17 protein-coding genes and 3 pseudogenes are annotated in these 14329 nt (G+C 32.9%); 15 read left to right on the top strand and 5 right to left on the bottom strand.

Going from position 1 to position 14329, the window contains the following annotated elements:
- The first annotated feature begins 29 nt into the window (after positions 1–29).
- Positions 30–371 (top strand): annotated as a pseudogene (locus tag DWV06_RS10785) (DUF6061 family protein).
- A 382-nt stretch (positions 372–753) separates the two neighbouring features.
- Here DWV06_RS10785 and DWV06_RS10780 read toward each other — a convergent pair.
- Genes DWV06_RS10780 through DWV06_RS10765 form a run of 4 tightly spaced genes read right to left on the bottom strand, consistent with a single transcriptional unit; the run spans position 754 to position 3509 of the window.
- Positions 754–1185 (bottom strand): SMI1/KNR4 family protein, encoded by a 432-nt coding sequence (locus tag DWV06_RS10780; RefSeq protein WP_115482196.1) that lies wholly within the window; start codon positions 1183–1185, stop codon positions 754–756.
- 16 nt (positions 1186–1201) lie between these two features.
- On the bottom strand, positions 1202–2914 hold the full coding sequence (locus DWV06_RS10775) for a T7SS effector LXG polymorphic toxin (protein ID WP_115482195.1): 1713 nt from the start codon (positions 2912–2914) through the stop codon (positions 1202–1204).
- Positions 2915–2944: 30 nt separating this feature from the next.
- Entirely contained in the window at positions 2945–3220 is a 276-nt protein-coding gene (locus DWV06_RS10770) for a DUF3958 family protein (protein WP_115482194.1), read from the bottom strand.
- The gene (locus tag DWV06_RS10765; RefSeq protein ID WP_115482193.1) at positions 3213–3509 is read right to left on the bottom strand and encodes a hypothetical protein; all 297 of its coding nucleotides are present in this window, start codon (positions 3507–3509) and stop codon (positions 3213–3215) included. Before DWV06_RS10765 ends, DWV06_RS10770 begins: the two co-directional genes overlap by 8 nt.
- 254 nt (positions 3510–3763) lie before the next feature.
- On the opposite strand from DWV06_RS10765, the gene DWV06_RS10760 reads away from it, so the two are divergent.
- From DWV06_RS10760 to DWV06_RS10740, 5 genes and pseudogenes are all read left to right on the top strand, one after another.
- Complete coding sequence (locus DWV06_RS10760) at positions 3764–5548, top strand: GmrSD restriction endonuclease domain-containing protein (RefSeq protein ID WP_162300618.1); 1785 nt, start codon at positions 3764–3766, stop codon at positions 5546–5548.
- A 134-nt stretch (positions 5549–5682) separates the two neighbouring features.
- Positions 5683–5844, top strand: coding sequence for an IS66 family insertion sequence element accessory protein TnpA (gene tnpA / locus DWV06_RS18380; protein WP_155522629.1), 162 nt, complete (start codon positions 5683–5685; stop codon positions 5842–5844).
- Between the two features lie 60 nt (positions 5845–5904).
- Positions 5905–7074 (top strand): annotated as a pseudogene (tnpC, locus tag DWV06_RS10750) (IS66 family transposase).
- A gap of 29 nt (positions 7075–7103) precedes the next feature.
- Positions 7104–7259 (top strand): ATP-binding cassette domain-containing protein, encoded by a 156-nt coding sequence (locus DWV06_RS19100; protein WP_115482200.1) that lies wholly within the window; start codon positions 7104–7106, stop codon positions 7257–7259.
- A gap of 145 nt (positions 7260–7404) precedes the next feature.
- Positions 7405–8121 carry an AAA family ATPase gene (locus DWV06_RS10740; RefSeq protein ID WP_115482189.1) on the top strand — a complete coding sequence of 239 codons (717 nt, stop codon included), beginning with the start codon at positions 7405–7407 and terminating at the stop codon, positions 8119–8121.
- Positions 8122–8774: 653 nt separating this feature from the next.
- On the opposite strand, the gene DWV06_RS10735 is transcribed toward DWV06_RS10740, so the two are convergent.
- Positions 8775–9080, bottom strand: coding sequence for a hypothetical protein (locus tag DWV06_RS10735; protein ID WP_115482188.1), 306 nt, complete (start codon positions 9078–9080; stop codon positions 8775–8777).
- A 32-nt stretch (positions 9081–9112) separates the two neighbouring features.
- Between DWV06_RS10735 and DWV06_RS18910 the strand changes: the two are divergent.
- The 9 genes and pseudogenes from DWV06_RS18910 to DWV06_RS10695 all read left to right on the top strand — a co-directional run.
- Positions 9113–9229 (top strand): annotated as a pseudogene (locus DWV06_RS18910) (DUF6061 family protein); the annotation flags it as partial.
- A 198-nt stretch (positions 9230–9427) separates the two neighbouring features.
- The gene (locus DWV06_RS10730) at positions 9428–9631 is read left to right on the top strand and encodes a helix-turn-helix domain-containing protein (RefSeq protein WP_115482187.1); all 204 of its coding nucleotides are present in this window, start codon (positions 9428–9430) and stop codon (positions 9629–9631) included.
- Positions 9632–9772: 141 nt separating this feature from the next.
- Complete coding sequence (locus tag DWV06_RS10725) at positions 9773–10126, top strand: ParA family protein (RefSeq protein WP_115482186.1); 354 nt, start codon at positions 9773–9775, stop codon at positions 10124–10126.
- The gene (locus DWV06_RS10720; RefSeq protein ID WP_115482185.1) at positions 10119–11018 is read left to right on the top strand and encodes a ParB/RepB/Spo0J family partition protein; all 900 of its coding nucleotides are present in this window, start codon (positions 10119–10121) and stop codon (positions 11016–11018) included. Before DWV06_RS10725 ends, DWV06_RS10720 begins: the two co-directional genes overlap by 8 nt.
- A complete protein-coding gene (locus tag DWV06_RS10715) occupies positions 11018–12025 on the top strand; it encodes a DUF6017 domain-containing protein (protein WP_331463316.1) in 1008 nt (335 codons plus the stop codon). Before DWV06_RS10720 ends, DWV06_RS10715 begins: the two co-directional genes overlap by 1 nt.
- 34 nt (positions 12026–12059) lie before the next feature.
- Positions 12060–12344, top strand: coding sequence for a hypothetical protein (locus DWV06_RS10710; RefSeq protein ID WP_115482184.1), 285 nt, complete (start codon positions 12060–12062; stop codon positions 12342–12344).
- Positions 12345–12366: 22 nt separating this feature from the next.
- The gene (locus DWV06_RS10705; protein ID WP_115482183.1) at positions 12367–12573 is read left to right on the top strand and encodes a hypothetical protein; all 207 of its coding nucleotides are present in this window, start codon (positions 12367–12369) and stop codon (positions 12571–12573) included.
- A gap of 398 nt (positions 12574–12971) precedes the next feature.
- Complete coding sequence (locus DWV06_RS10700) at positions 12972–13199, top strand: hypothetical protein (protein WP_115482182.1); 228 nt, start codon at positions 12972–12974, stop codon at positions 13197–13199.
- Between the two features lie 51 nt (positions 13200–13250).
- Positions 13251–14318, top strand: coding sequence for a DNA cytosine methyltransferase (locus tag DWV06_RS10695; RefSeq protein WP_115482181.1), 1068 nt, complete (start codon positions 13251–13253; stop codon positions 14316–14318).
- Positions 14319–14329 lie beyond the last annotated feature (11 nt).

Below are 14329 nucleotides of genomic sequence, written 5' to 3'. Positions count from 1 at the left end.
TATAAAGATATCATACAAGGAGAATTATTATGGAGGAGAATAATATTTTAATGTGTGAGTATAACATGGATAATGGCTATGTAGAGGTAACCTTTAACAATGGAAATTGTCTGATGATTTATTGTGATGATATTGAAGCGCGGCTGAAAATGACTGAACATTCAAAAGCAAAGATTTAGAAAATGTTAGATAATAATCCGTTGGAATATGTTACTCTTATATTATCTGGAGAGATGCAAAGTTACTGTGATTTAGAAGATGATCTGAAAGATAGCATGTTTAATGATATTGTGAAAAGTTATCTGGTAAAGGGGTATAATAAGTCAACCGCAGAAATGATGGCAAGAGAGTTTTTTATGTACGATAGTTGAGTGAAGTTAAAAAAATAGTATCCTAAATTTGATAGGATACTATTTGTATTTTATCAAGTGTTTTATCCTGGTTGTCAGGCTCACTGCCCATCTACGACAGCTCATGCAAACGCATGCGTTATGAACATTTTTATACCCGCCATATGGGTCAAGCATTACTCCCTGCTTTGGGGCTCACTGCCCATCTACGACAGCTCATGCATTACGCATGTGTTATGGAAGTTTATCCTGTTCCATATCCAGTACAACTTTAACGTGTCTTCACACGGAAGATATTACTATCAACATTTACATTATAGCTGATATTAGTGATTAAGACAATAGTAAAAAGTTATAGAATCTATTTGAAACTATATGTTTTAATTTCTTGCAGGAGGGGGTATTAGATTAAATCTAAATAATATTCTTCATTATCTCTTAGTTTTTCTAGAAAGTCAGATAATGATTCGGCTATTGGAGTATCATAATAGTATATCTTGCTTTTCTCGGAATCAGTAAGCTCTATTGAAATTAAAGCTGTTTCATTTGCTTCAAAAAATATTAATTTTCCATTTTCAAATTGATCATAAAGTTCAATATCCGGATAAAATTCAAAATCGTTTTGTCTTAATCTAAAATCTCTTACCGATAAAGGATCCATAATACGATTAATATTCGATTCCGAATTTCCTAAAAAACCATAACCACATTTTAAATAAAAGCTTCTTAATTCTTTTGGAAATTGGATATTCAATTCATTTTCAACATCATTGATTTCATTTTCATTTACTTCATAAAAATTATCTTCATCCATTATAATAAATTCTTTATTCACTATTATCACTCCTAATTTAATTAAATAATTTGCCCGCGGGTGATTCTGATGCATGAATACCTGCTTGATGTTCATTTGGAAATTTTGCAGGATGTATATTCCACCATTTATTTTCACCACCATATGAATTTTCAATTATATGATGTGCATCATATTTACTTCCCGCTTTTCTAACTACTTTACCTGTTTTTGCTGAAATAACGTCTTCTGTATATGTTGGCCATTTTTGACCTGTTTTTGCTTCCCATTCTGAAATTAATGAGTTTTTAACTTTATTAAATTCAATTCTATGTCTGGCTATTTCATTAGTAGTCAATTTTTTATATTCTTTATTTTTTAATGCATTTTTTAATTCATCTATTTGATTATCTGATAGCTTAATTCCTGTTCTAGTTTCAATATCTCGAATATATTTCTTTATTAAATCATAATCAATATTTTTAACAATATTGTCTGATTTATCAGCGTTTTTTAAAACATCATCCACTCTTTTAGCAACGTTGGAAGCTTCATCACTATGTTTTATTCCTTGTTGGACTACTTCCCCTACTCCATCTAAATTCTTTGCAACTCCGAATATAGGTATAAGACCAACGGAATCCAATAAAATTCCCGGAATATCAGGATCGTTGGGATCAAATTTTATAACATCAGCTGATAAGTCTCGTAGGTCTGCAAAAATATCAACTCCGCTAAAGCCTATCAAAACCTCTAAAAAAGTTCCAAGTGGCGTAACCTTTTCAGATAATTTCCCTGCCATTGCCTGTTCAAACGCATCTTTTATAGCTTGTATTACATTCTTTTTGTCCTTAAAGGTTGCTTGTACTAACTGTTCTTCACTGAAAAGTTTTCTGCGTTTCGCCAATTCTTTAATGACTACCAATCGTTTGTTTTTTTCATCATATCCACATTGTTGAACAAGTTTTGTAATATCAAGTTCCCCGGTTTCTAAAATCTCTTTTGCTATGATAACTGCTGCTTCATCAAGTTTAGCTTCATCATACCACCATCCCTTACAGAAATAATCATCTGTCCGATTCCAGAAGTTACCATTCATTTTAGTATAATCAATATCCGATTTTTTACTTTCTTTTAACTTCCATCCATTATTTAATGCTTTAGACCAATTCATATCTAAAGTGTCATATTTCACTATTTTAGTTTTAGAATCAAATTTCCTATTACTTGCTTTATCTAATCCTGTCGCTACATTTTGTAAATATAATTCTGCCTGTGTATAATGACTGGTGTGGGTGTCTTCAAAAGTTCTTATTTTCTGAATTTCATTTTGTAACTGAGCAAGCTGATTTCTCTGTCCTTGAATAAGATCTGCAGTATTTTTAGCAGCATTTTTCATGTCGTCTTTTAATCCGTTCATAATTTGTTCTAGCCCGTTTATATTTGCATTACACTCTCTTATATCTTCACTCAATTCATCCGTATCAATCTGGTAATTATCATCTGTACTAATTTGTGTATGTAAATCATTAAGCAAGTTATTATTTGCTGTCTTTATTTCGTCATATGCCATAATCAGACCTTTCATTATTGGTCTGTGAAATTCTTCAAAATATCTTTTCATTGCTGAAAATGCTTTACCCTGTAAGTCATCCTCACCTATAAGTTTATTTATTTCGCTTAATAGATTATAAGACTCTGCCTCTTTACTAGTAAGAATCGAGTTCATTTCTTCTATCATTGCCTTCATTTCCCCTATAAATACTTTCAAACACTATACTCCCTTCTTTTGTAATACTTATCAGTTTTGATCTTCTTCCTCCTTGCCAGAATCATCTTCTTCTTGTGTTGCTTTATATTCAGCTAATTCATCATATTTATCTTCAAAATTGGTTGAAATTTTGTATTTGTAATCACTAATTCGTTCGTCCATATCTTTAAAACACATTTGGGCTTTATTACCACGAAAGCTCTTCCACATATTTTCCTGGATTCTTTCATTCCTCCTAAAAAAATCGTAAACTTCTTCTTCCGCTGCCTCATATTTCCTTCGTTGAGATGTTTTTTCCTTATCCATTCTTCTTCACCTTAAGACGGATATGTAAAGCCCCTAATCTATCTACCTTTTCAAACATTCCCTGAATTTGCCGCATTACTTTTATATCAGTTTTTAATAAGGAAATAGATTTATCCATCTGTGTAAACTGATTATTATAAATAGTTTCCAATTGACTTCTTATACTTAAATTTGTATAAGTACCAAAGGTTATTCCTTTATCTGTATCCATAACATCTGAAACAGCCTTAGATAAATTTGACCTAAGGTACTTGAATTTCGGTAAATTAATTTTTACTCTGTCCTTCATTTTTACATCCTCTTATTTTAGTCTTACCTTATTTTGCCATATGGAATGTTTTTGTGTCAATGTTATATTATTTATTTGTCCATTTAATGATACAATATATTCCAAAAAATTTTAAGTTTTGAGACTGAACTAAAAATGGAAAGGTTCAGATTGCCTTTTGATTATGGAATTGTTATAATTAAATTAGAATAATTAACTGTTTTCAATGTAGAACAATGTCTAACAATGAAGGAATCATGTTATGGAGGTATAGGATGAAAAAACAACCAGTAATAAGTGGTAAAGTAGTTGAGAGAGCTTATGAAGAGTATAGAGGTGATACGTTCTTAGTCAATCGTAGATATCAACGTAAGTTAGTGTGGGGACAGGAAGAAAAAAAAGCTTTTATTGATTCATTAGTAAAAGGATATCCTATTCCACTTTTTTTATTTTCAAAAGCAACATACAAAGAAATTCAAAAATATGAGATTATAGATGGTATGCAAAGATTAAATGCACTATTTTCATATATTGAAAATGCTTTTTCTAATGAAGAAGGAGAATATTTTGATTTGCAAACGACTGCATTAACAAAAAGTTTAGCAGAATCAGATATTTTAGTACAACGTACCCCAATAATGGATAGAGATATATGTGTAAAACTTGTAAGTTATGAGCTGCCATTTTCAATATATGAAGAAAACGATTCGAAAACAATAGATGAAGTATTTAGAAGAATTAATTCTAATGGACAACATTTGTCAAGACAGGAAATTAGGCAAGCTGGAGCAACAGGAGAATTTGCTCAATTAGTAAGACGAATGGCGACAATAATAAGAGGAGATGTGTCTCATGAGGATATACTTCTTTTGCCAAAAATTAGTGAAATCAGTATAGGAAAAGATATAAACGGAAAGGGAATTGAACCGGCTGATGTTTTTTGGGTTAAAGAAAACATAATTAAAAAAGAAGATTTAAGACAATCAATGGACGAAGAAGTAATAGCTGATCTAATAGCAGGAATGATCATTTCTCCTATTCCACCATCACGTTTAAGTACATTGGATAGTTATTATGGATTCAATTCTGAAGATATTAGTCCATCTGATAGGAGAATTGAACAGGCATTGGCAAGTAATCCACCAGAAAAGATACAACAACAATTTATATACATTTATGATGAAATAAAAAAAATATTTCACAATAGAAAAGATACGCTTATAGAGCATATCGTAAATAAAAGAGTATATAAAGGACCAAGGTATTTTCAGGTGCTTTTCTTAGCTTTATATAGATTGCTTATTGTTGAAGAAAGAGTAATTATTGATTATGATACTATTTATAATCAATTAGATAAGATAAGTTCAAGAACAATAAATATTTCTGGTGGTGGTGGTGCTTGGTCAGGAAAAGAAAAAAATGAACTGATCACGGCGACAGCGGCAGTATTAAAAGGATATACGAAAGAAAGAACTGAAACTGATCCTATGTATTATTCATATACAACAGAATTAGAAACGCTATTAAGGCAATCAAAAACAGAAAACAGTCAATATGATTTTAAACAAGGTATTCATGACTTAAAAACTGGAGAATTGAATGAAGGCTTAATAAATAAAATATTTAAAACATTAACTGCTATGGGGAATTCTGAAAAGGGTGCTGTTGGTTATGTTATTCTCGGTGTTGCCGATAATGAGAATGATGAAATGAAAATAAGTACTCAATATGATACGAAAAGTGTTAAAGTTGGTAATTTCTTTGTAAGTGGTTTGGAGGGGGAAATTGACGCGTATTATAAAGGAAACACAGATAAGTACTTCTCCATGATTAAATCAGTGTTGGAAAAACAACCATTAACAGAGCATTATCGAAGACAGATAGGAAGCAAAATTCGTCTAGTAGACTATTTTGGAAAAACAGTAATTATTATTAAAATAGTAAATGATAATGGTGCAGTAATGTATGATAATAATTATTATACGAGAATTTGTGCAAATAATGATGCACAGCCAGTATCAGCAGAAGCTATGCCAGCCTTTTTTGCAAAATTTATGTAGGACTTAAATACAATAATTAACCAAAATAGAGGTTTGTTATGTGATAACATGTAACCGCTTCAAAACATGACGCCATTTTATATAGTAACAAAAAATGATATTCTACCTTAAAGTATATTAGGAAGAAAATTATCATGAGTACAAAAGAAAATATTTCATTAAGGAAAAACAGATTTGAAGCTAGAAAGCTCAGTTGTTTGAAGGTAGATGATTGGTGTAAGAAAAACGATGTTTCCAGACATGCTTATTATTACTGGTATCGTAAAATTCAGAATGTGCAACATGAAGAAGAATAAAATATATTTGCCTAGATACCAGTATCTTCTACACTTGAAAAGCTTAAATTGAAGCAGATTGTGCGTCAGGTAGCAAAATGTGAAAAATGTGAAAAAAAAGACAGTGAGAATAAATCTCCTGTATTTGTTAAGGCTGAAATACCTGCACCGGTTCTTCCTCATTCCATCTCAACGCCATCGCTTGTTGCACAGGTCATGTATCAAAAATTTGTGATGGGTCTTCCTTTTAACCGTCAGGAGAAGGACTGGTTCCGCATGGGACTGGTCCTTACAAGAGCAGACATGGCCTTCTGGATTATCCGTTGCAGTGAAGAATGGCTGGTTCCAATCTATCAAAAGATCCATGAACAGTTCATCACCTGCGAAGTGCTTCATATGGATGAGACACGAATTCAGTGAAACAAGGAAAAAGACCGGAAAGCCAGCAGCAATTCTTTTATGTGGGTAATGAGAAGTGCGGCAAGTGAATTCATCCAGGTGGCATACTTTTACTACTCCACCTCCAGAAGTACGGAGGTGGCCAAAAGTCTGTTTGGTAATTATAGCGGGTATCTGATTACAGCTGCATACTCCGGGTATAATAAAGCAGGTGATTATACAAGATGTATGTGCTGGGCTCACTGCCACCGTTATTTTATAGAAAGTATCCCTTTAGACAATAACGGAAAAGAGATTCCGGGTTCTAAAGGTGCAGAAGGTCGGGAATATATCAACCTGCTGTTCAAAGTTGAGAAAGAAATAGAGAATTTATCTTTTGAAGAAAAGAAACAGAAGCGTCAGGAGGCATCGCGGCCTATCCTTGATACATTTTGGTCGTGGATTGAACAGACTTCTGCCATGCAAACGACCAATGAGAAATTGACAGAAGCACTGGCTTATGCTGCAAACCAGAGAATGTATCTGGAGACTTTTATGGAGGATGGAAGAATTCCGCTCTCTAATAATCTCTGTGAGGCAAACATCAAACCATTTGCCACGGCAAGACGTGCCTGGTTGTTTGCAGATACACCGAAAGGTGCAAAAGCTAATGCAATTTTATATACCATTGTCGAAACAGCCAAATCCAATGAATTGGATGTATATGAATATTTGAAGTATCTCCTTGAGGTGATGCCAAACAATGACCACCTTCAGCAGCCGGAAGTCCTGGACAGATATCTTCCATGGTCGAAAGAACTGCCAGATCAGTGTCGATTAAAAACAAGGCATAAAAAGTGCCTCAAAAAATGATGTTATTAGATTAGCATAGAAATGCCGTTCTGTATAGGACGTCATCTTTTGAAGCACTTACAGAAATAAGTGAAGATGGAGAGTCATTATCTAGTGGGCAGATAAAATTAATATCATTTGCAAGAGCATTGTATGGTAACTATAAAATAATTCTTCTTGATGAAATATCTTCAAATATGGATTAAATATCTTCAAATATATTAAATGACACTCTTCAATTTTGGAAGGAAGATAAAATTATAATTATGATTGACCATACAGATTTATATGATGAAATAGCAGACAATATTTTGAATTTAGATAAAATTTTAATTTGAGACAGGAGAAGTAATGTATATAAAGAATTTAAGAATAAATTGGAATCAGCAAGAGTGTAAAGAGTATTATAATGAGATACTTAGTATAAATAATTTAGAAACCTTAGATTTTAAAAAAAGAATTACTTTTTTTGTAGGTGAAAATGGCTCGGGGAAATCAACATTACTTGAAGCTATTGCAGTAAAATATGGTTTTAATCCGGAAGGTGGTAGTATTAATTATAATTTTAGTACAAAACCTACACATTCATCTTTATCAGAATTGTTAACTCTTTCAAAAGGCATTCGTTCAAAAGATGGTTTTTTTCTTAGAGCAGAAAGTTTTTATAATATGGCTAGTTATGTGGATGACATAGGCATTGATTTTGAAGGATATGGAGGAAGGTCATTACATGAACAGTCTCATGGAGAAAGTTTTCTAACATTAATAAATAATAGATTTAGAGGAAATGGATTATATTTACTAGACGAACCAGAAGCGGCACTTTCTCCACAAAGACAATTATCATTACTTGTAATGATAAATAAATTAGTTAATAATAATTCGCAATTTATTATAGCAACCCATTCTCCAATTTTATTAGGGATTGATGATGCAGCTATTTATTCTTTTGATAATGACGACATAAATCAAATACCATATGAAGAAACAGAAAGTTATAATATAACTAAACTTTTTATTGAAAATCGAGAAATACTTTTAAAAAGGTTAATGAACGATTCAGAATAGGATTTGTAAGTGAAAGGGTAGTATAATAAAAACAAATTTATTATTAGAGTACAATGAGAAATGCGGGGTGGCAACACATTGAAAAATTTACATTCACAGACTATTATAGGTGGATCTATTAGCTATTATATTTATAAAGCATAAATAAAATTATAACATACTATTTTCTGTTTCATTTTGACGATATTATCCTTTATGTAGGAATATTGTTTATTTGTATGATACCTATGACTTATAGGTTCTCAAAAAGAAAAGTACAATTGAGGAATTAAGAACAATAGAATAGATATTTTGGGGTTAATATAGTGGCAAGAAAATTCCTAAACATAACATAACTGAACGGTAGTAGTGCTTGTAATATGCTTGCAAAAATTTTAGAAAACTTATATTATATTAAAATCTGAGGATATTTTGGAGAATATATAGATGAAAAAACGCCTTATATGTATTAAAATATATTCCTAAATATCGAGTTTGAATAAAAAATAGAGAAAATAAACGTAGTATTTAAGCGTGTTACAAACAAATTTGTTTAGTATGTGGCAACAAAATGGCAACGTTTGGCTCTAACTCAAAGAATAAATTTTATCTATAAGCATAAAAAAACTTCTGATTTTCAAAAATGAAAGTCGGTAAGTTTTTTTGTGCATTTTTTATTTGTCCATTTTTTGGATTTTAGAAAGACCAAACCCTTTTAATTTTTCAGTTACGTAAGTGCTAGCAGGATAATTATATCTCCAAGTATCATATGCTTCTTTTGTAATTTCACCTTGCTCTAGCTTTGCAGCTTGTATTTGCCATAATTCAATATTATTTCCAAGTGTTGAATGGTCAGGTGTAATGGATGGATAAAATTGAAGACAGGTTTTCCCATCTACCTTAGTAATCTTTAATCCATACATATCTTCTAAAGCAAATAAAGTATGCATGAGACCGTCTGTGAGGAAGTGGAGTTTCATCTTCGGATGACTCCACGTTCAAAGGCAAAGTTAATCGAATTATTAGAGAAATTCCATTGGAATATGTGCAGATGGCATTAGATGGAGGATTACAAAAATATTGTGATTTACAAGATGATGAATTAAGGATTTGTACGGACGGATTTTAAAAGGATATTTGAAGAAAGGGTATAATTTAGCAACAGCGAAGATGATAGCGAGGGAGGTTATGGGGTATGGAAATTAACGGAACAGTATATAATGATCAATTCATATGAAGTCATATGAAAACCATCAAAACAATTGAAAAATCATAAAAAAATGTTATAATATATAACGAAATTATATTTGTTTAATGAGGTGTAAAAATGACTACAAATAAATATGAAGATAGATGGATTGGAATTGAAGAAGTAGCGGACTATATGGGAGTAAATAAAGATACAGTTCGTAACTGGATAAAGAAAGAAACTAATATTCCAGCACATAGAGTCGGTAAATTATGGAAATTTAAAAAGTCGGAATTAGATTCATGGATAAAAAGTGGAAAAAGTGCCATGGACCATGAATAATTCATAATAGAGTTTAATGGAAAGTGTAATAAATAAAAAAAGAATAAGTGTTTTGGTATATTAAATTTAAAAATAAATTAAAAAAAGGAGGATACGTATTATGAATCCATCTCCCCTACGTTATCCAGGTGGTAAATATAAATAGCAGCTGATGAAGTTATTATTCCTGTACAGGCAGCGTATTTGCCACTTAAGGGATTAGAACAGTTGTTAATAACAATTAGCCGTGCAAAGAGAAAGATGAATCCAAATCTACATATTATGGGTGTTTTGATCACCATGGTAGATTATCGAACGGTAAATGCAAATGAAATAACAGAGGTATTATATCAGCAATATGGAGATAAATTACATATCTTCGAACAAGCAATACCAATGTCAGTGAAAGCAGCAGAAGCTTCCACAGAGGGTATTAGTATCTATACACATGATGTAAAAGGAAAAGTCGCACTAGCATATGGAACAATTACGCAGGAGGTGGCTGATTATGAGTAAAAGAAATCTTGGAGAAAAAATCAAGCTGACTTCGTATGATGATATGTTTGGTGCAGATGAAGCAACTTCTAGTCCAGTGGACCTAAAGTTAGAGGGTCAGATTGTAGACGTACCATTAGAGGAGTTGCATACTTTTGAAAATCATCCGTTTCGAGTAGTTGATGATGAGTCTATGGAAGAAATGGTGGATAGCATAAAGGAGTATGGAGTTCTTGTTCCTGCGATTGCTCGTCCTCGTGCAGAGGGTGGATATGAACTGATTTCTGGTCATCGTAGACATCATGCATCTAAGATTGCTGGAAAAGATACAATGCCTGTTATTATTAGAGATTGTGATAATGATGAAGCAACTGTGATTATGGTGGATGCCAATATCCAAAGAGAAGATATTCTAATCAGTGAAAAGGCAAAAGCATATCGCATGAAGTATGATGCCATGAAGCATCAGGGAGCAGCTGGTGGAAATTCATTAAAAGAGATTAGTGAGCAGGCAGGAGATAGTATGAAGACAATTCAGAGATTGATCTGCGTTGCTGATTTGGATGAAAATCTTTTGAAACTCTTGGATGCTAAGAAGCTTGGAATTCGCCAAGGAGTAGATTTATCTTTCTTGGAGAAAGAAAAGCAGGAAGTTGTATATAAAATAATTATTGATTTAGGAGTTTCTTTATCGTGGGAAGATAGCACACGTATAAAGGAGGCAGGGAAAAAGGGATATCTGAATGAGGATTATATGAGAGATATTCTGACACATGATAAACCAAAGGTAAGAAAAGTGGTATTTAACCAAAAGAAGTTAGATGACTATTTTGAACCCAATATGAGCAGTGAAGAATTCGAAGAACTTATTGTAAGATTATTAGATGAATGGAAGCAGAAAGGAGAAGGCTGATGGAGCGATTAGAACTGGAATATTATTATGGAAAAGAATTTGAACAGTTCACATTCTATCGCCTTCCTAAGGCTTTAATCACTGACCTTAGATTTAAGGATATTTCAAATAACGCCAAGTTATTATACGGACTTATGCTTGACCGTATGTCTTTATCAGCGAGAAGCGGATGGTTTGATGAAGATAATCGCGTGTTTATCAAGTATGCTGTCAAAAGTATTATGGAAGATCTCAACTGCAGTAAGATGACTGCAGTTGGGCTTCTTAAAGAACTTCAAGGGATTGACTTAATAGATATAGAACAGAAAAATGGATTGGCAAATATCATATACGTTAAGAATTTCGTATCTGAGGATAAAAGTGAAGCAGTAGACCGGTCTAATAATTGTACCGGTAAGAAAACTGTACAGGCTAAATCAGACCAGTCTAAAAAGGAGACTAGTCTAAAAAATAGATCGGTACAGAACATGGACGAGTCAAATAGTCAGACCGGTACGAGTACAGAAATTGGACAGGGAGCGGTACAGATTTTAGACCCGAATAATACTGATTTTAATAATAACTTTTTTAGTGATAACAATCCTATCATTCAATCTGAGGAAAAAGTGGAAAATATGAAGCCTGCACAAGTAGATCAGATAGATGAGACAGCTACATATATGGAGCTGATTCGTGAGAACATTGAATACGATGTTATGATGAGCGACAGAAAGTGGCTTGAGCGAGATATGTATGATGAACTTTATGAATTAATCTGTGATGTTGTATGCGTTCCAAGAATGACAATTCGAATTGCAGGAGAGGATTATCCCTATAGCTTGGTTAAAAGCAAATTCTTAAAACTCAATTCAAGTCATCTACAATATGTTATGGGATGTATGAAAAACAACACAACCAAGGTGTCAAATATTAAGGCATATTTGATAACAGCCCTGTATAACGCACCAAATACAATCAGTCATTACTATACTGCGGAGGTTAATCACGATATGTATGGTGTAAATTGAACCAGCGGAAAAATTACAAGAGAGGTAAACGGTAATGGATGTACAAGCGAAGAGGACAACAAGATTCAGAGTCATTAAGACATATCCAACGGATGATAGCATTGCAACATGTGAGTACGAGGGTACTATTGAGGAACTGTGTATAGAGTTAAGCAAGTACTTGGGTGGAAAAACAACCAGATACAGAGGGCTGATGGAGAAGTGGTTATATCTGTATGAGCAAGAGCATCCATATGTACATTTTAAAGTGTGGAATACTAGAACGAAAGCATGGAAACTTTATCAAAAAAGAATTGTGCAAATAACAGTTATGATGTAGGAGAAGGTGAGGTGCTGCATTTGTGTGGAGTATTCCACTTCATCAGAAGCTGTTTCCTGATGCTGGCTGGTGGACGACATTTGCATTATGTGGATTGTTTGTAATCGCATATATGGTACTGAGTTTTCTACCTATCATAACAGTTGCTCCTTGTGTAGCAGGAGTGATTATATTCACAGCATTAGCCTGGGCACCTGCAGACATGATTGGAAATAATGTGGTTAGATAATTGTTAAGACAGTGATCCTTGCATTCTTCATTGTGTTGGAATTATGCGTGTGGATTAATGCGACACTGCCTTGGTTGGAAAGGAAGTTACCCAATAGACCGAATATAAGGGTGATTAAATAGAATTAACAATAGAACAATAGAATTATATTGTTGCGAGTCCGTTTATTGGGACAGAAAATAGTATAAAATTAGAATCAAGATTGAGATAATGGACATTATTTCGTTTTGATTCTTTTTTGTGTATATGTAAAATAATGAAATCTAAGTACATAGATATGTCAAAAAATTACAATGTTCTATTTCTAATTTAAAAATAAAATAAATATTTGAAAAATAATGACATCTATGCTATGCTTATTTTTGAAATAATGTATTTCTCTTAAAGGAGCATAGCATATGAAAAAAGAGACAAAACGTGATAAATTCATAAGATTAGCGGAAGCAAGAACAAACAAAATAATTGGAATGATACGTTTGCTTGGTAATTGTGCCAATACCAGAATTTATGAATATAACAAGGAAGATGTCAGAAAAATATTTGCTGCGATTGAAGAAGAGTTAAAAGCAGCAAAAGCTAAGTATGATATTGCTGACACCGAGGAAAAGAAATTTTCTCTCAAATAAAAGAGCATTTGAACATGGGAAAGAATAATAAAAATTGAATGGAGAATTGAAATGGACAACAATACAACGGTGTTTAGATTGGGAGAATTATTTTGTGGACCTGGAGGTTTAGCCTTGGGAGCAACAACAGCCCATATTAGCAATCCCAAATATAAAATTGTTCATGAATGGGCGAATGATTACGATAAAAGCACATGTGACACATATATAAGAAATATTTGTCCGGATAAACCTGAAAGCGTAATTTGTGGAGACGTCAGGAAATTAGATATAGACGCATTAGGTGACATAGATGCACTTGCCTTTGGATTTCCTTGTAACGATTTTTCCATTGTAGGAGAACAAAAAGGATTTGAAGGTGAATTTGGTCCTCTTTACACATATGGAATTAAGGTGTTAAAAAAATATCAACCTAAGTGGTTTTTGGCAGAAAATGTTGGTGGATTAAAGAGCGCCAATGAAGGAAAAGCTTTCTTGAAAATCCAAGAGGATATGAAAGCTGCAGGATATATAATATATCCAAATTTATATAAATTTGAAGAGTATGGGGTGCCACAGGCTCGTCATAGAATGATTATAGTTGGAATAAGACATGATCTTCCGTATGAGTTTAAAATACCAAGCACAGAACCATATAAGGGAATTAATGTTACATGTAAGACAGCACTTGAAGTACCACCTATTCCTGAAAATGCGCAAAACAATGAGCAGACAAAGCAATCAGCACATGTAGTAGAGCGCCTTAAGCATATTAAAGAAGGAGAGAATGCTTGGACAGCAAATCTTCCAGAAGAGTTACAACTAAAAGTTGGTGGTGCAAAGTTAAGTCAGATATATAAACGTCTTGATTCAAATAAACCAGCATACACCGTTACTGGATCTGGTGGTGGAGGGACTCATATTTATCATTATACTGAACCAAGAGCACTAACTAATAGAGAACGAGCTAGATTGCAGACATTTCCAGATGATTATGTTTTTGAAGGAAACAAGGAAGCTGTAAGAAAACAAATAGGAATGGCAGTTCCACCGAAGGGAGCTCGCGTGATATTTGAAGCGATATTAAAAACATTCGCAAATGAGGAATATCCTTCGGTTGAAGCATCAGAAAGAGATTAAGAAGGTGAAGT

Origin of the sequence: Anaerosacchariphilus polymeriproducens, assembly GCF_003363435.1 — a bacterium.
GTDB classification, from domain to species: Bacteria; Bacillota; Clostridia; order Lachnospirales; family Lachnospiraceae; genus Anaerosacchariphilus; species Anaerosacchariphilus polymeriproducens.
Note: the sequence above shows the minus strand (reverse complement) of the source record. Positions and strands in the feature narration are given on the sequence as shown.

What these genes read in the sequence shown, in the direction of transcription:
- tnpA (WP_155522629.1), top strand. Translation starts at nt 5,683, where the DNA reads ATGAGTACAAAAGAAAATATTTCATTAAGGAAAAACAGATTTGAAGCT.
- DWV06_RS10770 (WP_115482194.1), bottom strand. Translation starts at nt 3,220, where the DNA reads ATGGATAAGGAAAAAACATCTCAACGAAGGAAATATGAGGCAGCGGAA.
- DWV06_RS10695 (WP_115482181.1), top strand. Translation starts at nt 13,251, where the DNA reads ATGGACAACAATACAACGGTGTTTAGATTGGGAGAATTATTTTGTGGA.
- DWV06_RS10715 (WP_331463316.1), top strand. Translation starts at nt 11,018, where the DNA reads ATGGAGCGATTAGAACTGGAATATTATTATGGAAAAGAATTTGAACAG.
- DWV06_RS10740 (WP_115482189.1), top strand. Translation starts at nt 7,405, where the DNA reads ATGTATATAAAGAATTTAAGAATAAATTGGAATCAGCAAGAGTGTAAA.
- DWV06_RS10720 (WP_115482185.1), top strand. Translation starts at nt 10,119, where the DNA reads ATGAGTAAAAGAAATCTTGGAGAAAAAATCAAGCTGACTTCGTATGAT.
- DWV06_RS10730 (WP_115482187.1), top strand. Translation starts at nt 9,428, where the DNA reads ATGACTACAAATAAATATGAAGATAGATGGATTGGAATTGAAGAAGTA.
- DWV06_RS10735 (WP_115482188.1), bottom strand. Translation starts at nt 9,080, where the DNA reads ATGAAACTCCACTTCCTCACAGACGGTCTCATGCATACTTTATTTGCT.
- DWV06_RS10710 (WP_115482184.1), top strand. Translation starts at nt 12,060, where the DNA reads ATGGATGTACAAGCGAAGAGGACAACAAGATTCAGAGTCATTAAGACA.
- DWV06_RS10760 (WP_162300618.1), top strand. Translation starts at nt 3,764, where the DNA reads ATGAAAAAACAACCAGTAATAAGTGGTAAAGTAGTTGAGAGAGCTTAT.
- DWV06_RS10765 (WP_115482193.1), bottom strand. Translation starts at nt 3,509, where the DNA reads ATGAAGGACAGAGTAAAAATTAATTTACCGAAATTCAAGTACCTTAGG.
- DWV06_RS10700 (WP_115482182.1), top strand. Translation starts at nt 12,972, where the DNA reads ATGAAAAAAGAGACAAAACGTGATAAATTCATAAGATTAGCGGAAGCA.